We start from the raw sequence: 19,683 nt of genomic DNA, 5'->3' as shown, positions 1-19,683 counted from the left end.
TTCCAAACTTTAGGCATTATTCTTCATGGTCAATCTTGTCCTAAGATTTGTGGGTATCGCCCGGTCGGCCGGTTTGCGTATTTCAACCTCCGAGGTGCTGGATTGCCTGACCCAAATGCAAATGGTCGACATCGCCGAAGAGCCGCAATTTGCGGCGGTATTGCGCGCAAATTTTGCCAAAAGCCACCGGGAACAGCATCACTTTGATCGCCTCTATCACATGTATTTCCACGAATTGCGTCAGGATACCTCCATTGCCGGCTCCGAACCCCTGGGGCAACAAATTCAAGATATCCTGCAAGCACTGGCACCGGCAGCAGGGGAAAATAAGGACTGGCAAGCGGTGCTGGATTTCTTGGACGCTAATCCCCAGCCTTATTTTGAGCAATTAGGTCAGATTGGATCCGGTGCCGATGATCACAATCAGGGGCCGGGCGCCAATCTGGGAGCGGTGACGCAACGCCTTGAAATAATGTTGGCGCTCAATGCGGTCGAAAAGGCGTTGGCGCAGTTTAGCGCCGATCATCGTGACGAGATAGACTGGGAAATTCGCCGCGATTTAAATGCGCATTTTAAAGACCGTTTGGACAGCGCGCGGCGGCTATTAACCCAAGATGAGGGCACAACCACCCCTAGCGCTGATAAAAATGCTTCCTATCGACAGCGGCTGGATCATCTGGGAGAAATCCATTTTGCATCGTTGACCCAAAAAGAAGTGGCGACCATGCGGGAGGTGATCGAGCAACTGGTGCGCAAACTGAAAGATTCCATCAGTCGGCGCTATGCGCGCCAAAACCGCGGGGTTCTGGATATCAAAAAAACATTACGGCGCGCAGCGGGCTATCAGGGTATTCCGGTGGAATTGTTTTATCGCAATCGTCCGCTGCGCAAAAGCAAAATCGTGGCCTTGTGCGATGTTTCCGGATCCGTCTGGTCAGCGGCGCGTTTCATGCTCAATATGCTCTATTCGTTACAGGAATGCTTCACTCAGGTGCGCAGTTTTGTGTTTGTGGCCGGTCTGGCTGAAGTCACCCATGTCTTTGAAAATTTTGAGATCAACCAGGCCATCGAAAAAATTTTAAAAGAAGCTGACATTGAATACAATGCGGCAACTGACTACGGTTTGACATTTCGCCAGTTTAAAAACCGGCATATGGATATGCTCAACAAAAAAACAACCCTGATTATTATCGGAGACGGCCGGTCCAATTACGGCAACCCGGAAGAAGGCATCTTGGATGAAATGCGCGATCGAAGCCGCCGGGTCATCTGGCTCAATCCCGAGACACCCTATTTCTGGTACACGGGCGACAGCGAGATGCGAACTTACATGGAATGTTGTGACGAGGTGCGTCCCTGCCAGAACCTAAATCAGCTGCTGGATTTTATCGAGTCGCTGGTTTTGTAAACATGGAGGGTCTGAAATTCGAAAATTCATAAAGTCCAATTCAGCTGACTGAAGGTCCTCGCTAAGCGGGGTTTGGTCGTTGAAGCCAAAGTAATTGCTGATTGCTGAAGGGGCCAACCGTTAACGTGTCCCGCTCTTTGAGATCGGGTTAAAAAAAAGCAGCGCTTTAAAGGCGCTGCTTTTTGTCTTATCAAAGGTTAAAAAGAGGATCTGGCCAGCTAATTCCACCTACCCGCTGATGTTTCAGTTGATGGTTGCCGGCTAAGGACTCTCGATGCCGTTTTAAATGTCAATGTTCCGCCTGACACGCGATCCGGCCCAGCAGTCCACTGATAATCGGATCCCAAATTGGTTACGACCAAAGTCCATAAATCCTCATCAGTCGTATATCCATTACCGGATATCTTGACGTTTGACCACTCCAGCGACTCTCTGACATTGAGTTCCTTAATTCCCGCCGTCAAAGCTCTTTGATTGGCGGTATCGGATACGATATCAAATTTTTGAATCGATACCGATGCGACAACGCCCATGATAATCATCACAGAAACCATTTCAATTAAGGTAAAGCCTTTCTGGTTTAAGCGATATAATTCTTTGCGCATGCTTTGTAGTCCTCTTCTTTTAAAGTCGTCTTCGGTTTAAGCGTTAAGGGTTCATCGGGTAAATGTTGTGCCTCAATGTTTGGAACAATAAACAGCGCCACAGCTGTGATTGGGAAAAAACAAGTCTCGATCCTTTTTTATGCAAAAAGCGTGCAAATACAATGGATTATCTTGATTTGTATTGCATTGTAATAAATTACAAACAGTTATACATGCTTCTAAATTGCCGTCAAATGGGGTTCTGTAAAAAATGTGACAGGCTTTGTGAAGTTTTTTGCACAATTCCACAGGTGTGAAAATGAACAAGTTTTGTCTCAGCTGCAGTACTTTTGCAGCCGAATATCATGTTCGGGGCGATGTTACGGAGAATGAAGTTTAAACGGGGAGAAGTTGGTAAACTGCGGCTTTAAACACTCTAAATTAGAATTGGCTCGCCAAATTCGACGCCAAATCCATATTGATCCGTCCAGACAACCTTGCCTTTTAGTTTAAGACTGCTGACCCTGCCATGTGTGGGTACGGCGATCGTGACAACTTTGCCTTCCGGCAAAAACAAATCCGTCTCGATAAACGCACCTTTGGTGCCTAAATTTTTGATGAAACACTCATGGACGCCATATCGCGTTGCAAAAAATGAGGACTCTGAACAAAACCGTCTGGGATATTTTCGTTTATTTATCATCGATGGATTAAAGGATCACGCCTTAAAGCTTTTAGGCCAGCGATTCGACCATTTCACTCGGGTTGCACAGCATCAATCGCTCATCATACCAGGGTTGAGATGTCGTTTTAAATTCATCTGAATCCAGCGTGTGGTGACAAATATAATATTCAAGTTGGGCGCGTTGGCGTTGATTCAATTCTCCAAATTTCACGCCACATTTGCGTACCGCAAATGAGTTGAGCGGGATATCGGTTTTAATTTCAATATCGAAAACCGGTTTGAAAAGCAGCCGATCCAGAAAAAAGGCGTCTTTGGCAAATAGGATGTCCATCTTATACAGGCCATTGGATCCCCCCTGGCGGTCAAGATAATGAAAAGCCAGCCCTTCGGTGGAGATATTGATAATTTGGCCCATTTTAATCGGTTTGGACTTGATCACCGCAAAGGCGATTTCCCCCATGCTCATATCTTTTATTTTGCTTAATTCAATGGATGTGGATCTCAACACGGCAAAAGTACCGGGCTGAACCCCATAGCGCTGGTGGTTGCGACGCTCCATCATACTATCCTCTTTGGATTGGCATTTATCACATACAGATTGGAATACCACAGACGAATAATGCAGCAATTTTCTTGCCAAACTACCGTTGCGAGGCAGGCCAATGAATGTTGAATACATATTTATATATAAATTTCGTATGGTTATGATGTTATAAAAAAATGAAAGCACATTCATTTTTTGATAAAAAAGAAGTTAATGGGCAAGAGTTTTGTGTGTTTTTGTGCACGCACAGGTTGCCATGGCCGGCAATATACTGATTTAATACGCTTTTTAGCGGGTCCCTGCGTACACCGACTGTATAGAAAAAGATATAACCACCTATAAAATTTGACATTTGCGTTAATCTTAGGGAAAACCGATGGAAGAGAGGGGCTCCATTTTGCAGCGTTTGTGATCAGATCAGTCAGACGACTGCAGCTGCGCTGGTAACGAAGTAACAATAAGCGCCGGGCTGACAGGCATTTAGCCGATTTGTCAACAAAAGCTGCGGATGCGTTAACGCTCCAGCTGGTGTTGGTGTCGTTGGACAGGGAAGTTTTTCAAAAATGCTTGGATGTGCCATCAACAAATTGCATCCAGCGCTTCCAGGCTTTGCGATTTTCTTCATTGGTGCTGAATTGTTGCGGCGGCTCTTGAGAGGCTCGGCGGTCAACCGCTGACCTCCCGCCGTTATCGGTTGACGCTGCGGCTTGATTTTGGGTAACGTCCAATTTGATAAAGCGGTCCCGAAACAGGCTAATGTGAAAGGTATGGCCTGGTTCGATATAAATTTCCGTAGCCGCGCCGCCGACCTGCAAGCGGTGAATGCCGGGATCGAGGGTTTTTACTCGAATGGGCGTCGATCCCACCGATGACCCATCTAATTTGACGTCTTGCCCCGGTGGCTCGCTAAATACTGTCAAGCTGCCGGGTCCGCCGGATGTGGATTTCAATGATCGGCTCGGCTTGATCAATTCTGCGTGTGCGCTGATCCAAAGGAATCCAAAAATGCACAAAGAAATCACGATAAAGGCAATTTTTTTAATCTTGGGATGCCTTTTCATGGCATCTCTTTTGTTTCCGATTTTTACATTCATTATAATGACCTGCAGGAAAATATGTAACACCCTTTATGGAGGAAAACACCATGTCATCTTTAACCTTTTTTTGTCATTCGATTGAAATCAGCCTCAAAACGGGCCCGGATATGCGGGACATAACACCGGCTCTTGAACGGTTGATTGACGATTCGCAGGTCGAAAGGGGCAGTCTAAATGCCACTATGGTGGGCTCGACCGGTTCGTTGACGACCATAGAATATGAACCCGGTGTGGTAAGTGATTTAATTGCCGCCATCAACCGATTGGCGCCCCCGGAATTGGAATATGCCCATGAAGAAGCCTGGCACGACGGCAACGGGCACAGCCATGTCCAGGCAGCGCTGATGGGCCCCTCAATTGTTTTGCCGATTCGAAATAGGCGGCTGAGATTAGGGACCTGGCAACAGGTGGTGGCCATCAACCATGATAACCACTCACGTCAGCGCAGCATCGAAGTCACCATCATCGGCACTACGGCCGAACATCAGGTTTGAATTACGATTAGTTGAGTTTGTTAGTGCGGTTTAATAGAATCAGGCAAGGTAAGTCGTAAAACGATTTTTTAAGAATGTAAACGGGTTTCAGAGCGGTTAGATATTGTTCGAGGGCAAGGCGTGATTCGATTTATAAGAGGAGCGTACACGGTAGTACGTGAGCATTATAAATCGGATCACAACACAGCCATCGGACAAGAGATAAGCGCTCTGGAGCCCGTTTTAGCGTTTTCGGCGAAGGCGATTCATAGCCAACCTCAAACTGGTCTGCATGCGGCCAATCGCCTGGGCCAGCAAACCGATCTCATCTTTGGATTTGATATCGATTTTGACATTCAGTTCACCCAGGCTCATGCGCTCGGCGGCATCGGTTAGCTTCATAACCGGTGTGACAATTGCCCGGGCTGAAAACCATGCAATAACTGATACCAGCAAAATGGTGCACCCCAGAAGCGTGAGCGCAAACTTCTGCATCCGGTCTAACGCCGCAAACACCTCACCATCTTCTTGCTGCATGGCCAGTGCCCAACCATAATTATTACTGCGGACATGTCCCAGGGCCGGCTTGCCATTGGCGTTGTTAAATCGTGTGGTGATGGTCGTCCAGCCTTTTTTACGATAGTTGGCGATTAATGGATGGCTGTTGAGGTTTTTGCGCTTGGCCACATATTGTCTGTTGGGGTGAGCGACCACGTATCCTTTTTCATCCACTAAAAATGCGTAGCCGGTTTTTCCTTTTTTCCAGGTGGCGATACTTTTGGAAATGTCATCTATGGTCATAGCGGCCGCCATAACACCAACGGTCTGGTCGGCCATTTGAATGGGTACTGACAATACCAAGGCCGGTTTTTTAGATGTTTTGCCAATCAACGTCTGCCAGCTGAGGCCCTTACCTCTTATGACATCTTTGTAATATTGTCGGTCAGAATAATCTTTAAGGGGCACGTCGTCACTGCGGGCCACATTGAACCCGTCGGTTCCTACGGTAAACACCAGATACATCCACGGGTATTGCTTTTGGATGGTCTCCAAAATGGGCTTTTGCAATATGCCATCCATGGATTTGATTTCGGGCAGCTTTGCTGCCGTCCGCAAGATAGCAACGTTGTTATTAATCCATCCGTTAATTTGATTTTCCAAACCCGAGGCGGTTTGCGCCATCAAGGCTTCCGTATCGGTGCGAATCCGTTCGTTGGTCTCCCGCAGGGTGATTCCCCAAAATATAACAAAAGGCAATAAGCTGACGATCAGCATAACGGTAATAATTTTACCGAATAGTCCAAAACGCACTTTTTGCCCGCCATAAATCGGCGCTGTTTCGCGCTGCAAATTTTCGGCATCCGGGCGCAGCGATGCGGGTCGTTCAGCGGCCTGCTCAGGTGTCGGCGGGGGCACCGGAGGAGGTTGTTCCTCGGGTATTTCAGGCGCCACAGGCGGTTCTGCAGGGACTTCAGGTGCGGGTTTGGTGACAACCATGATGTTATTACAGGCCTTGCACTTAACCTTGGCTTTTTGGCCTTTCATCTTCGTATCATCAACGCGATATTTTTTCCCGCATTCATCACAAATAATGTCCATCATGGTTTGGGCACCTCCGTATAGATTCGCTTTTTATTGAGAATATCCATCATGGATTTTTTAAATTCAATCCGTTTTTCAGGGTCCGGTATTTCATGAGAAAGGGTGGTAATCATTTCAGCTGCCTGATGTACGGGTATGCCGGGGTCGGTTATTTCCATTTCCGATGCGACCTCTTCAATCAAAAATTCAGCCATCGGACCGATGGCTTTGGACAAATTAATATTCAATGCCTGCAAAAAGATTTTATCCAATACGGGCAGGTCTTTTTTGATCGGTTCAACCAGCCCCAATTGAATCAGCTTTCCCAGGTTCTTTTTGAGGGCTGCTGGTTCCATCTGAACTTCCGCAGCGATCTGAGATAGTGTCTTCTTATCATCGATAGCGATCAACAAGCGTATCATATCCGCATCAAGGGCAACTTGGTCATGATCCTTGCGATGGGTTTTGCGATAAAAAATCTCTGGTTGCTCAGGTCTACCAATATCCATATGGCGTTCCATTCATAGCTGTGTATAAGGCTAATTCGTTTGACCGCACATTTCGTTGCCGCACATGGTCAACGGTGATGGGTCATTGCATTTCGCTTGTATAGATTATTTTATGTATTTGAAAATAATACAAATGGGATGGCTATTGCAATAAGCTTAATGATAAAGGCAATTTTATGTCAAGCAAAAAATCATCATGATATTTGATAGTTGGCTTGGCTTGCCATGTCCGAAAGAAGAAACATTCCCTTAGCCCAGAACTCGGTATGGTGCCTTGCAACAGCAAACCGACAACCCTGAAAGGGTACAGCTGACGATACGCGAGGAGAGCATTAAACACTAAGTTTTTTTATCCAGCTCCTGTTTAAGCTTTTTTTCCATTTCGGCAAAGAGGTCTTTTTTCTTTTGGGCCTGCTTTGCCTGAATGGTTTCAATTTTATCGGATAGCGCCTTTTGGGATTCCTTAAATTTATTCAGCTCCGCTTCTAATTGCTTTCCATCCGCATCACGTGGAATTTCCTCAATTTTTAAATGATCGCACACGAACAAGCGGTTGCCAAATGAGCCCTCAACGCTGTCGATAACGCCCAGTTCTTTCAGTTTTCTGCAAACATAATTACTGCGCTCCATCGACATGGTCAGAAGTTGAGATATATCTCCAATTGTCGGCGGTGTGCCCATTTGATGTTCGCACACCCGTACAGCAGCGACAAAAAGGTGGGCTGTTACATATAAATCTTTACCTTTTTCTTCCATAGCGCACGGATCTTTTAGACAATATAAAGCGCCTTGTATTCAATTCGGCCTGACTTGACATCAACGCTGTTGCAGAGTAACATTTCATTTGTATTTGTCAAGCAACATGGCAAGGTCCTTTTGAATTTCACCATGGGGCCGAGTCGACCTAAGCGCACCTTAACAAAACCCGTTCACCACATGCCAGATCTGGCATCCGATGCTTGCCAGGGGTTGGGCGGCAACATCCATACTCTGCTGGCGGGTTCCCGCAGCTTTCGCCCATGGATTGAATTGTCTAGAGGCTGGTTGAGGCTGCCAAAGGGGGGAGATCGATATGACTGAAATCATTGACGTAAAAGCAAGACAAATCCTGGATTCAAGAGGGAATCCGACTGTAGAAGTGGATGTGATGCTCGCCTGTGGTGCAGTAGGCAGAGCCGCTGTGCCCTCAGGTGCTTCTACCGGAAAGAGGGAAGCACTGGAGCTGCGAGACAAAAGATCCAAACGTTACGGGGGCAAGGGCGTGACCGCGGCTGTCAAAAATGTTGTCACCCTTATTGCACCCGTCATCAGCGGCATGGATGCCAGTGATCAGGCCGCTTTAGACCAACGAATGCTTGAGCTTGACGGTACACCCAATAAGTCAAAGCTGGGTGCCAACGCCATACTGGGCGTATCGATGGCTGCTGCGCGGGCTGCCGCGGCGGCATACGGACAACCGCTTTACCGTTATTTGGGAGGTATCAATGCCCGCTACATGCCGGTTCCAATGATGAATATCATCAATGGCGGAGCACATGCGGCCAACAATCTGGACGTCCAGGAATTTATGATCGTACCCTTCGGCGCGAAATCCATAGCTCAAGCCATTCAGATGGGTGCTGAAATTTTTCAGCATCTAAAAAAGATACTTGCCGATCGTGGTCTCAGTACTGCGGTTGGGGACGAAGGGGGTTTCGCTCCCGATCTGGAATCTAATGAGGATGCCATTTTAAATATTTTGCAGGCCATTGAAACGGCCGGGTATAAACCCGGAAAAGATATCGGTCTGGCGCTGGATGTGGCTGCGAGTGAGATTTATAAGGGGGGTAAATATATCCTCGCTTCTGAAAACAAAAAGCTGAATGCCCAGCAGATGATCGATTATTATGAAAAGCTCATTGATAAATATCCGATATTGTCGATTGAAGACGGTCTTGCCGAAGGCGATTGGGATGGCTGGAAGATTATGACTGATCGACTCGAAAGCCGGATACAAATCGTCGGTGATGATATATTTGTGACCAACCCGAAAATTTTCAACAAGGGCATCGAGCAGGGCATTGCCAATTCGATATTGATAAAATTGAATCAAATCGGAACGGTTACCGAAACGCTGGACGCCATCGAGCTGGCCAAGCAGGTGGGATACACGACTGTTATTTCGCACCGGTCCGGTGAAACAGAAGACACTTTTATTGCCGACTTGGTGGTAGGTGTTAACGGCGGCCAGATAAAAACGGGCTCCATGTCCCGTAGCGATCGCGTGGCAAAATATAACCAGTTGATTCGAATTGAGGAGGAACTCGGCATGGCAGCGTTTTTCTCCAGTGAAATATTTTAACACCTATGACAGCCTATCCAAAAATTATGGTCGCGACGATCATCAGCTTAACGCTCACGGCGTTTTTGCTATTCAATGCGCATTCATACGTCCTGCAAGGACCTCATATCATCCAGCTGATGACCGATAAACTGGGACCGGCTGAGAGCCTTTTCATTTCACAGCGCGTTATCTTTTACCCTTTTGCGCCGCAACCTGACGCCATGGAACAACAAGACTATCCCGATGCTGAGCTCGATACCGCCGGACAGCCCAGCGGGCTGGCAACGGAGTTATCCGACACTGCCCCAACATCTGTCGAACCCCAACCCATCCAACTGGAAGAGTCCATTCGATATGTTTTTTCAAAGGCGTTTCGATCGGATATTGTCTCTGATACAAACCAGCGCATTTATGTTTATAATCAGGGGCAGTCCATTACGGTGATTGACGGCGTTATTGCCAATTTTACAGAGTCGCGCTTTGACCTCTACAAGGATCTGTTGCTGTATCGCTCCCGCGAAACGCTTGAAGCCCGATTGATGACCCTGGGCATTGATGTCACCGTCTCCAGCCTGGGAAAATACGATGAACAGCTTGCGCTGGTGATTGGGGCAGAATTCCCCGATGAGACCGTTCCTCAGGTTTGGATCGATAAAGAAACCTTTTACCCTCTGCGCATGGTGATTCCCTCTGTCCACGACAACCGCACCGGTATGCTGGAAATTCGATACACGGACTGGCAAAAAATCGAAAACACATTGTATCCGATGCAAATTGAATTTATTCAGGATGGCATCCGCGTGCGGGCGATTGAAGTTCAACAGTATCAAATCCATACCGCTTTTTCAGCAGAAATATTTGACATTTCTCGCCTGATGTCTGAATACCGCCAATCGGATCAAGTACCAGAATATTCCGGTAACCAGGAAGGTTTAAGTGAGGTTGAAAAAACGATCCAGGACTTTAAAAGAATATTCGAATAAAAACCACAGCCACAGCGGCGTTTGCCATATCTAAATCCGGGCTCAGGCCCTGTGGTGTCAAACCTTTCTGCATCTGAGCGGCACCGCAGGGCAAATTTTATATTGCAATTTGATCGCTCATTTGAGACACTACTAAATTAAAAACAGATCGCATTTGCGATTCCTACCTTACGTGAAAGGCAGCGAACATTTTAAAAATCTGCTTTATGTCAAAATTTAAAGTTAGCACGGATGAAAAGGCCCTTTGGGCGTCGCACAAAGGGCTTTTTCTCTTTTTTTACCGGGAGATGCATTGTTTAAAGTGGTTGTAACAGTCAACTGTTTTGACCGATGAAACCGAATGAGGGGAGAAGATGGCAAAGGAAACAAAGTATATTTTTGTAACCGGCGGTGTACTTTCATCTCTTGGCAAAGGACTCGCATCAGCTGCAATCGGGGCCTTGCTTGAAAGCCGGGGTCTATCCGTGACTATCCAAAAGTTGGATCCCTATATCAATGTGGATCCGGGGACAATGAACCCGTTTCAGCATGGCGAAGTGTTTGTCACTGATGACGGCACCGAAACCGACCTTGATCTGGGACATTATGAGCGTTTCACCCACGCACGGATGGGAAAAGACAACAATTTTACAACCGGTAAAATTTACCATTCCGTCATTCAAAAGGAGCGCAGAGGGGACTATCTGGGCGGAACGGTGCAGGTTATTCCCCACATCACAGACGAAATTAAAAACAGTGTTAAATTAGCAGCCAAAGATGTGGATGTGGTCATTGTCGAAATCGGTGGAACAATTGGCGATATTGAAAGCCTGCCTTTTCTGGAGGCCATTCGGCAGTTCAGAGCGGATGTGGGCAAGGAAAATTCGCTGTATATTCACCTGACCCTGGTGCCCTATATCGGCACCGCCGGTGAAGTCAAAACCAAGCCGACACAGCACAGTGTCAAAGAGCTGCGAAGCATCGGTATCCAGCCTGATATTCTGTTGTGCCGCACGGATCGATTCCTTTCCAAAGATATCAAGGCCAAGATCGCACTTTTTTGCAATGTCAGCGTTGACGAAGTCATTACGGCCAAAGATGTCGATCACATTTATGAGGTGCCCTTGATCTTTCACCAAGAAGGGTTGGATGATAAAATTATTGAGCTGCTCAATATCTGGACACGCAACCCGCAATTAGACAACTGGGAAGAGCTGGTCAAAAAAATTAAAGCCCCCAGACATACGGTGACCATTGCGGTCGTGGGCAAATACGTCGATTTGACTGAATCCTACAAAAGCCTCAATGAAGCACTTTATCACGGGGGCATTGCCAACGATTGCAAGGTGAATCTGAATTTTGTCGATTCCGAGAAATTAGATGGCGGAAGTTGCGATCAGTTGCTGGCCGATGCAGATGGAATTTTGGTGCCCGGCGGATTCGGGGAGCGCGGTGTTGAGGGAAAAATATGTGCGGCCCATTTTGCACGGGTGAACAACGTCCCCTATTTTGGCATTTGCTTGGGCATGCAGATTGCTGTAATTGAGTTTGCGCGCCATGTGGCCTCATTGGAAGCGGCCAACAGCTCTGAATTTAATTTCGATACACCCTATCCGGTTATCTATCTGATGCGCGAATGGTTTGATGAACGCAGTCAGACTGTCCAGCGACGGGATGATTTATCGGATAAAGGCGCCACCATGCGACTGGGTGCATACAGTTGTCGAATTGACCAAAATTCTTTAGCCTTTAAGGCTTATCAAAAGACGGAAATTTCTGAACGGCACCGTCACCGCTACGAATTCAACAATGAATTTCTGGATCAACTCAAAGCCAGCGGAATGGTCATCAGCGGTACATCACCCAATGGAGAACTGGTCGAGATCATCGAAGTCAATAATCACCCCTGGTTTCTTGGGTGCCAATTTCATCCCGAATTCAAATCACGGCCCATGACGCCCCATCCGTTATTTAGAGATTTTATTAAAGCATCCTTAAAAAACACACAAAGCCGAAACGAAGCATAGGATTAACCCGTCTGCTATCTGGTTTGCCCGTTTTCACGTAAAAAGGGATTGCGCCTGTTTGAAATGGAATAATATCAAATGTTATTTCTCAATAACCGGCCAACGGGACAGCCTACTTAAGGCGGACATCCGGGTAACGGGCTTAACCGAATTTATTACGGGTGTCTATTTTTTAGACGGGTTTGCCGTGTGGTGGGTGAAGGCATCCATGGTCTGCTGGGCGCAATCGGGGCAATAGCTTGATGTGATATCCAGCTTGGCTTTATCATGAATAAATTGTTCGACCGCAACCCATTGCCCCTTACCGGGCGCCGTCTGGCGGTCGTCTCTGATTTTTTTACATACGCAGCACATGGGCAACAATTTTTGATATATTTTTAATCGTTGGCGCAGTGCGGCTTTTTCCTGGCATTGATGGATGCGGTGCAGCATAACAGCCGATTCACAGGGTTTCAGCAGATAATCATCGGCCTCGTGGCGCAAGGCTTCAATGGCCGATGTCATATTGCCATAGCCGGTCAAGATGATGACCATTGTTTCCGGATTGACCGCTTTGGCTTTTTTCAGCACCTGAATGCCATCGACATTTTCCATGACCAAATCGGTAATCACCAAATCAAATTGGGTTTGGCTCAGCAATTCCAGCGCAAGGTCACCGCTGCTGGCTTCTGTCAAATTAAAGCCCTGGTTTTCAAGGTCCGCACCGATGCCTTCCAGAATAAAGGGGTCATCATCTACCAGTAAAATGTTGTATTTTTCCATCTGGTCCTGCCTTTATCAGGCGATGGGGGGCTTGTTTGATAAAAGGGCGGGTTTCATATCAGCGATTATAAGTTCAGATCTGAGCACAGCATAGCACGAATTCCGCGTTTGCAAAACAGTTTCATTTATCCAGCAGTTCATAGCGGCTGATGAGGCGCGACAGATAGGTTCTTTGAATATTCATGGTTTTGGCTGCCACACTTCTATTTCCACCGGTATGCCGGAGATTCAACGCAATAAACTCCTTTTTGAACATGTCGGTGGCTTCTTTTAATGTCAATCCAACCTTCATGCCCGGATAGCTGGGTTTGGCAGCAAATTGCGGCAGATCTTCAGGCATCACTGCGCCACCGTTTCCCATGACAACCGCTCTTTCAATAGCATTTTTCATCTCGCGCACATTGCCGGGCCAGTCATATTGAACCATGGCATTCATGGCACTTTTGGATATGGACAAATTCGACACACCCCGTTCGCGCTTGAAGATGCCTAAAAAGTATTCAGCCAGCAAGGGGATATCATCTTTGCGCTCCCTTATTGGCGGCATATGAATCTGAACGACATTGAGCCGGTAGTATAGGTCTTCGCGAAAACGGCTTTCTGCTACTTCTTCGGCAATATTGCGATTCGTGGCTGCGATGACCCGCACATCCACGGGTATGGATTTGTTTCCGCCAACCCGATAAAAAACGCCTTCCTGCAAAATGCGAAGCAGTTTGGATTGCATACCGGGGCTCATTTCACCGATTTCATCCAAAAAAATAGTCCCTTTATCTGCAAGCTCGAATTTACCAATTTTGCGACCGGTTGCACCGGTATAGGCGCCTTTTTCATGACCAAAAAGCTCGTCTTCAAGCAACGTCTCCGGCAGCGCTGCGCAATTGAGAACGATCATGGGCTCATCTTTGCGAGCACCCGCGCGGTGAATCAGCCGTGCCAGTAGCTCTTTACCCGTACCACTTTCTCCCAAGATTAAAGTGCTGGCCTTGGAATTTGCGACCTTAACGGCATCGGAGATGACTTTTCTGAGGGCTGTGCTTTCACCGATCAGTTCGTATTTCAAATCCAGCTCTTCTTTGAGATCTCTGATTTCCTTTTTATCATGTTCGATTTTGCGGGCATTGCCGATCCCAACGGCTGCAAGTTCAGCAAAAACCGATAAGATCTTTAAATCTTCGCCCGTAATTGCGCTGCCGTCGGCCTTATCGATGATTTCAACCACTCCGATGGTTTCGCCTTTGACCTTCAAGGGAACACAGGCAATGGAGCGTGTTTCAAATCCAATACTTTCGCTGATTTCTTTGTACCAGCGCGGGTCCTCGGATACATTGGGTATGAGCAACGGTTCACCGGTCTGGGCCACATATCCAGCAATGCCTTGTCCCATTTCGATCTCAAACTGCTTGACGTCATCTTTTTTTTCACCGGTGGCGACTTTAAAGTACAACCTTTGGGTTTTGGGGTCTAGCAGCAACAGCGAACTGGCTTTGGCATCCATCATCCGCGTGGCGGTTTCGATGATCAGCTCCAGCAGCTGATCCAGATCTTGTACCGATGATACCCAGGTGGATATTTCTTTCAATCGATCAATGGAAATGCCGGCATCTTTTGCTATTTTATCCATTTTCATACACCTTGACGCAGCTATAAAATGTATTTATCTGATTATGCGTAAATGCTTTTAGCGCCGTCATCGAGCCCGATTTCAGATGCTTTTAATATAGTTATAAATTAATTACAATGACTTATAATTAAAGCTAAAGATCAGTGAGCGTTGCGCCACCAGGAAAATCGGGCAATAATTATTCACTTTTGTATACGAATTATAGCATACTTCAGTATCATGTCAATTTTTATCGCGGTTATTGTGCACTTTTTTGAATATATTTTGGTTTTAAGCGCAAAACGGTGTCTTGTTCCCAGCGGGCAGTGTATCTTAAAAAGTGTTTCATGCCGCCGTACCAGGGGTAATTTACCCAAAAAGATACTCCAAAGAAATCGAAATAGGCTCTCTGGGTAATTTTGGTTTTCTGGCTTGAAACGCCAAATGTCTCAAGCCGAATGGAGCCGTAATGGAATTTTTGGCCGCATTCCGCCGGATTTAAAAGCACAAAATCCAGACGATATTGGGGGAGGAAGAGGGTCGTTTGCCATAGAAATTTGGCCTTGGGCTTGTGGGTATATAAATCCTCGCTGAAAATATCCTCGGTCACTACCACATTTCCATGCTGGCTAACCAGTCGGTGGGAGATAATAAATTTATTGCTGACGATATAATCGTTTTCGAAATCTGTTTTAAACTTCCAGTAAACCTCAAGCGGCGCGTCAACGACGTAAATCAATTCATATCCGCTGCCACTGCCGTCTTTTTGTTGTGACGGCAGCTTCTGAATCAACGCTTTACCCTCGAGCAGGGCCGCCTGCTCCGATTCCTCGGCCGGCAGCTGCTGCGTCGCCAATAGCAAGGCAATGAAAAATGGGGCCATCAAGGACCTCTGGAATAGACGGGTGCGCATTGATTATCTCAGATCGGTAAAATGGTGGATTTGTTGTGCGAGCCGTTTTAGGTGTTTAGCAAAACCCAGATTTCAAGAGTACAATATCTAATTTGATTCGTCATTTTGGGGTTTCAGGTGTCAGGTGTCAGTATTCAGATGATAAGAATTAGCCGACTAATGAATCACTGCAAGCCGAGGCTATCTAATATGCTTCTGTTTTCTGTGCTCTGTCGCTTGTTTGCTGACACCTGACCACTGAAACCTGTTTGGGGATCGAAGCTTTGAAGCTCCAGAGGGGCGCTCACGTCACAACTACTTTTTAATTTAATTATGGGACTTGGCACTACGTGCTGGCCAGGGAAATAATAAACTCTCCCACCTTCTCGGCGGACCTTCCGAATAGTTCCTCAACCGCAATACCGTCAAGCAGCCGATCGTCCCAAACCACGCTGTTTTCCTGCACAATATTCTGAATGTGTTCATATTTGCCGCCCAATGCTTTAATTTTAGAACTCAGCGGAATGTTTTCTTTAAATACTATATGCAGCAAAAGCAGATTTTCAATGATATTCGGAGCAGAAGCTGAATTGGAGAGGACCGGAATAACGGCGATGCTGCGCTCATCTTTAAGGCCTTTGCCAATATAAACGTTGCCCTGTCTGACAATAATACGCTTGGTTCCTTTCAATTGGGCGTCGGATTCAACCCGTGAGGAAATCTGTTCGGCAGCGCCGCGTTTGGCGACCACGCGAATAGTGGTTTCTTTGACTGGCTGTCCCAATAGGTTTAAGCCGTTAATTCGATAGAGAATCGATCCGCTGATATCGTGGATAATTTCCTGCAGATTTTTCAGGACAATAATATTGCTGGCCGTGAGTTGAGCGACGCCGAGTTTTTCCGCTTCAAGAGCATCGAATAAAATACCTTCCAGGCGCTCGCTGATCCGGCTGGTTCCAACGGTGACTGTTTTGGCCTGGTGTTTGATGGCATCCACCGGACGCGCCAGATAATTGATGGCGTGCCCCAGGCAGTTGAATATGGAATTGAGCATATTGGCGGCAGTGCCCTTTTGGCTGAAATCTAGTTCAAAATCCGACACCGGTAAACGGCCGGATAAATATTTGAGCAGCAGGGTTAGATCCGAGGTCACATCGGAGCCTACGGCCGTCGGAAACTGATGTTCGGCCTTTTGGGCCCTGAAAGCTTTATCAAAATGGGCTACTTTTTCCTGAAATGATTTTTCGAGAATGATTTCATAGATATCTAAGCCCGCTGCCGTATGCGTCTGGATGCTGTCTTGCAGGTCTTTTTGGAATCGATATAAAAACCGCGAGCCTTCATTGATGGATAGCGCAGCATAATAGCCCCAGATATGGCCCACCAGGGTGTTTAAGATCGGCGCCAGATGCTCTTCGACAGCCGGCACCTGAAACACATCGGCAGCATAAGGATTAAAGCGATCCTCACCTTGATTGGCAATGACAACCGGCGTTGCTTTATGGGCTTTGAATATGGCCGTATCTTTGATGATGTCACCGATTACAGTGCTTCTTGAACCGGCAGCACACACGATGATCAACGGCTCTGAAGACAGATCGATGTGTTTTTTGTCTTCAACATAATCTGAAGATATTGTCTTATAACAAAGCTCACTGAGTTTAATCCGAATTTCATCGGCAGCGGCTTTGTTGGGTCCGCTGCCGACTGCCGCCCAGTAAGTTTTGGTCACGGCCAGCTTCTCGGCGGATTGCCGGATGGTCTCTCGCATGGCGAGTACTTTGCGCATGTGCTGCGGCAAGTCCAGCAGCCGCCGGGTTTCTGCGTCTACGAATGCATCATCGCGGCACTTTTTTAGACGTGCGATAAACAGACCCAAAACAGCACCGGCGACAATCTGAGAATAAAAGGCTTTGGTGGAAGCCACCGACATTTCAATATCGCGGCCACTGCTGGTGTACATGACCCCATTGACTTTAAATGTGATATCTGAATCCCGACGATTGACAATCGCCAGGGTGTAAGCGCCCCGCTCTTTGACCATGTCCACGGTACGATTGGTGTCAGTGGTGGTGCCGGATTGGCTGATGGCCACCACCAGCGCATCCCTCATGGCATCTTTGCTGTCAGTCTCATTTAATTGGAAACCGCTGAATTCTGATGCTTTGAGGGCACCGATTTGTATGGCGGGGTTATCCAGATAATGATTCAGGATGTTGGCACAGACCAAGGCCGCTACCCCGGCGGTGCCCTGCCCGATAAAAAAGATCCGCTTTATCTGGTCTGTTGCCAGCGCTTCCTGCAGGGATTGCGGGATAATGCTCTCATCCAATTCAATCGTATATTGCGTTTTATCGTCTTCTTTGAATTTCCATCGGTTCTGTAGTGTTTTATCAACCGATACCGGCGATTCTGCAATTTCTTTTAGAAAATAATGCGGATACTGCTGGCGATCGATATCCCGGGTGGTTATCTCGGTATATTTTATGTCTTTCTCATCGAGCGCCAGCGGTGTGCCATCATAAAACTGGGCCTGAATGCCATCCAATCCCCCGCTGCTTATCTGGTCTAAAATAAAGATTTGTCCCCGGGTGCGGCCCTGCTTGCCGGTGATCGTTTTCTCACCATCCAGTTTAAGGTATTGAGGCGTTTCTTCCACAAAGCCGTAAACCTCGGAGCTGGCCATATAATGTTCCTCGGCAATTCCGATAAAAATGGCTTGTCCGCTGCCGCGCTGCGCCAGGAACAATTTTCCGGGCGCCAGATCTGTATGCATGGAGATGGCATGCGATCCTTCGAAATCGTTGACGGCTAAACGAAAAGCTTCCTCGATCGCATGACCCTGCTGAAAGTACCGCTGAATTTTAAGCGGAATAATCTTGGTGTCGGTGGTGATGTCGCTGTGGATTGGGGTATCGGCACCTTCCAATTCGGCTTTTAACTGCTGAAAATTATCGATATCGCCATTCAGACAGGTTTGAATGATACCGCATTTTGCGACGGATGCGCCGCTCGTGTGATTGTCGACAGGGTGGCAGTTTGCTTCAGTGATGGCGCCCACTGAAGCCCACCGGGTGTGAGCTGAAACCGTATCCCAAGCAGCAGGAATCGTCGCCAAAATCTGAAATACGGCATCATTGGCAATTTGCTGCCGTAAAAAAGCCACATTGTCGCCGAGGCTTCCGATTTCAAGCGCGATTTTATACGTTACCGCAACAGCGATTTGATCCTTACCATCGGCCTGTTTGGAGGGCTGGCAGTTGATGCCACCATTGACCAGTGGGTCTGGATCGCAGCGTTCTTTAAACTGGGCCAGCTGACCGGCTTTTTCGAGGGCAGCTTGACCTTTTTGAAAATCCGCCGCTTCAAACATAAACATGATCGAAATGCCCGCTGAATCTCTACCCCTGACCTCCAAACGATCGATGCTGTTCAATACTGCATTGATCTTTTTTAGCAGGACAACACTTTCCCGTGAAGGCTTCTGCGGGCTGTGGATCAAAAGCCGGCGAATCTTCTCGGTATTGGCCAGAATATCATTTTCAAGACGCCAGTGAATGTCCTTAACTTCTTCAATCGCGCGGGTCATGTGATTAACCTGCTCAGCGGAAAGATGACCCATTTGTGCAGCCAGCAGCTCGCTTTCAGAAGCCGCAAGATCCGCCAGACGTGCAGCCATCTGCTGAAGTTGATGCTGGGCCTTTTCGTCGGAAAAAATCAAAAAAAACTGAGCAGCGGTCTTTAACCCCTGAACGCCTTGCCCCAGCGCTGCGATTCTTCCGCTGCCGCCCAGATAGGCGTCAAGCCAATGATTCGCCTGTGAACAGGATTCAAAGCCCTTGGCTTCAATTTGCGCAATCACATCTTCAAGCGCCTGCAGGTCCAACTTGCCGGATGTCGGCTTCTTGTTTTTAAATGCAACAATGCCGGCGATGCCGCAGCACAGCAAGGTTTGGCGACAGGGAAAAAACACGATGGCGCCGTCAGGAACGCGCTCGACATATTTCCCGACATAAACATCGGCCGCCAAAAGCAAGCGCAGCCATTCAATGCTGCGATGGAGAAAATTTAAGATGAATCGCAACCGCCTGACAAACAGGATCAAAGGGAGTGGTTTCATATGCATTTTTTTACTGAAGGGTTGAAATTCAGATAGCTCAGGTTACATGGGTTAAAGTAATATTATCTCTCATCGGCTGTCGGGGGTCAAGTGCTCAGTTGCGGCTGACCCAA

At 47.3% G+C, this 19,683-nt stretch carries 16 protein-coding genes; 5 read left to right on the top strand and 11 right to left on the bottom strand.

Translation table 11 applies throughout. From position 1 onward, the window contains the following. Nucleotides 1–25: 25 nt before the first annotated feature. Nucleotides 26–1,408 (top strand): VWA domain-containing protein, encoded by a 1,383-nt coding sequence (locus QNJ26_09425; GenBank protein MDJ0985751.1) that lies wholly within the window; start codon nt 26–28, stop codon nt 1,406–1,408. A 218-nt stretch (nt 1,409–1,626) separates the two neighbouring features. Here QNJ26_09425 and QNJ26_09420 read toward each other — a convergent pair whose 3' ends face one another. The 4 genes from QNJ26_09420 to QNJ26_09405 form a co-directional block, all read right to left on the bottom strand. Then, nucleotides 1,627–2,013 carry a prepilin-type N-terminal cleavage/methylation domain-containing protein gene (locus tag QNJ26_09420; GenBank protein MDJ0985750.1) on the bottom strand — a complete coding sequence of 129 codons (387 nt, stop codon included), beginning with the start codon at nt 2,011–2,013 and terminating at the stop codon, nt 1,627–1,629. A 415-nt stretch (nt 2,014–2,428) separates the two neighbouring features. Then, nucleotides 2,429–2,695: a PilZ domain-containing protein gene (locus tag QNJ26_09415; GenBank protein MDJ0985749.1), complete on the bottom strand. Its 267-nt coding sequence runs from the start codon at nt 2,693–2,695 to the stop codon at nt 2,429–2,431. Nucleotides 2,696–2,726: 31 nt separating this feature from the next. Then, nucleotides 2,727–3,239, bottom strand: coding sequence for a hypothetical protein (locus tag QNJ26_09410; GenBank protein MDJ0985748.1), 513 nt, complete (start codon nt 3,237–3,239; stop codon nt 2,727–2,729). Between the two features lie 539 nt (nt 3,240–3,778). Continuing rightward, nucleotides 3,779–4,315 carry a PEGA domain-containing protein gene (locus QNJ26_09405; GenBank protein ID MDJ0985747.1) on the bottom strand — a complete coding sequence of 179 codons (537 nt, stop codon included), beginning with the start codon at nt 4,313–4,315 and terminating at the stop codon, nt 3,779–3,781. A gap of 50 nt (nt 4,316–4,365) precedes the next feature. Between QNJ26_09405 and QNJ26_09400 the strand changes: the two genes are divergently transcribed. Further along, nucleotides 4,366–4,812, top strand: a complete 447-nt coding sequence (locus tag QNJ26_09400; GenBank protein ID MDJ0985746.1) for a secondary thiamine-phosphate synthase enzyme YjbQ — start codon at nt 4,366–4,368, stop codon at nt 4,810–4,812. Nucleotides 4,813–5,034: 222 nt separating this feature from the next. Here QNJ26_09400 and QNJ26_09395 read toward each other — a convergent pair whose 3' ends face one another. The 3 genes from QNJ26_09395 to QNJ26_09385 form a co-directional block, all read right to left on the bottom strand. Beyond that, nucleotides 5,035–6,393, bottom strand: a complete 1,359-nt coding sequence (locus tag QNJ26_09395; protein MDJ0985745.1) for a cache domain-containing protein — start codon at nt 6,391–6,393, stop codon at nt 5,035–5,037. Then, nucleotides 6,390–6,881 carry a hypothetical protein gene (locus tag QNJ26_09390; protein MDJ0985744.1) on the bottom strand — a complete coding sequence of 164 codons (492 nt, stop codon included), beginning with the start codon at nt 6,879–6,881 and terminating at the stop codon, nt 6,390–6,392. Before QNJ26_09390 ends, QNJ26_09395 begins: the two co-directional genes overlap by 4 nt. A 339-nt stretch (nt 6,882–7,220) precedes the next feature. After that, the gene (locus QNJ26_09385; protein MDJ0985743.1) at nt 7,221–7,637 is read right to left on the bottom strand and encodes a hypothetical protein; all 417 of its coding nucleotides are present in this window, start codon (nt 7,635–7,637) and stop codon (nt 7,221–7,223) included. Between the two features lie 316 nt (nt 7,638–7,953). On the opposite strand from QNJ26_09385, the gene eno reads away from it, so the two are divergent. The 3 genes from eno to QNJ26_09370 all read left to right on the top strand — a co-directional run bounded on the left by eno (nt 7,954) and on the right by QNJ26_09370 (nt 12,193). After that, on the top strand, nt 7,954–9,222 hold the full coding sequence (eno, locus tag QNJ26_09380) for a phosphopyruvate hydratase (GenBank protein MDJ0985742.1): 1,269 nt from the start codon (nt 7,954–7,956) through the stop codon (nt 9,220–9,222). 5 nt (nt 9,223–9,227) lie between these two features. Continuing rightward, complete coding sequence (locus QNJ26_09375; GenBank protein MDJ0985741.1) at nt 9,228–10,187, top strand: hypothetical protein; 960 nt, start codon at nt 9,228–9,230, stop codon at nt 10,185–10,187. Between the two features lie 353 nt (nt 10,188–10,540). Next, on the top strand, nt 10,541–12,193 hold the full coding sequence (locus QNJ26_09370) for a CTP synthase (protein MDJ0985740.1): 1,653 nt from the start codon (nt 10,541–10,543) through the stop codon (nt 12,191–12,193). A 165-nt stretch (nt 12,194–12,358) separates the two neighbouring features. On the opposite strand, the gene QNJ26_09365 is transcribed toward QNJ26_09370, so the two are convergent. The 4 genes from QNJ26_09365 to QNJ26_09350 form a co-directional block, all read right to left on the bottom strand. Then, nucleotides 12,359–12,955, bottom strand: coding sequence for a response regulator (locus tag QNJ26_09365; protein MDJ0985739.1), 597 nt, complete (start codon nt 12,953–12,955; stop codon nt 12,359–12,361). A gap of 121 nt (nt 12,956–13,076) precedes the next feature. Continuing rightward, the gene (locus QNJ26_09360; protein ID MDJ0985738.1) at nt 13,077–14,579 is read right to left on the bottom strand and encodes a sigma 54-interacting transcriptional regulator; all 1,503 of its coding nucleotides are present in this window, start codon (nt 14,577–14,579) and stop codon (nt 13,077–13,079) included. A 238-nt stretch (nt 14,580–14,817) separates the two neighbouring features. After that, nucleotides 14,818–15,441, bottom strand: coding sequence for a hypothetical protein (locus tag QNJ26_09355; GenBank protein ID MDJ0985737.1), 624 nt, complete (start codon nt 15,439–15,441; stop codon nt 14,818–14,820). Nucleotides 15,442–15,796: 355 nt separating this feature from the next. Continuing rightward, nucleotides 15,797–19,570, bottom strand: a complete 3,774-nt coding sequence (locus QNJ26_09350) for an SIS domain-containing protein (protein MDJ0985736.1) — start codon at nt 19,568–19,570, stop codon at nt 15,797–15,799. Nucleotides 19,571–19,683 lie beyond the last annotated feature (113 nt).

It is taken from the genome of Desulfobacterales bacterium (assembly GCA_030066985.1).
Taxonomy (GTDB): domain Bacteria; phylum Desulfobacterota; class Desulfobacteria; order Desulfobacterales; family JAHEIW01; genus JAHEIW01.
Note: the sequence above shows the minus strand (reverse complement) of the source record. Positions and strands in the feature narration are given on the sequence as shown.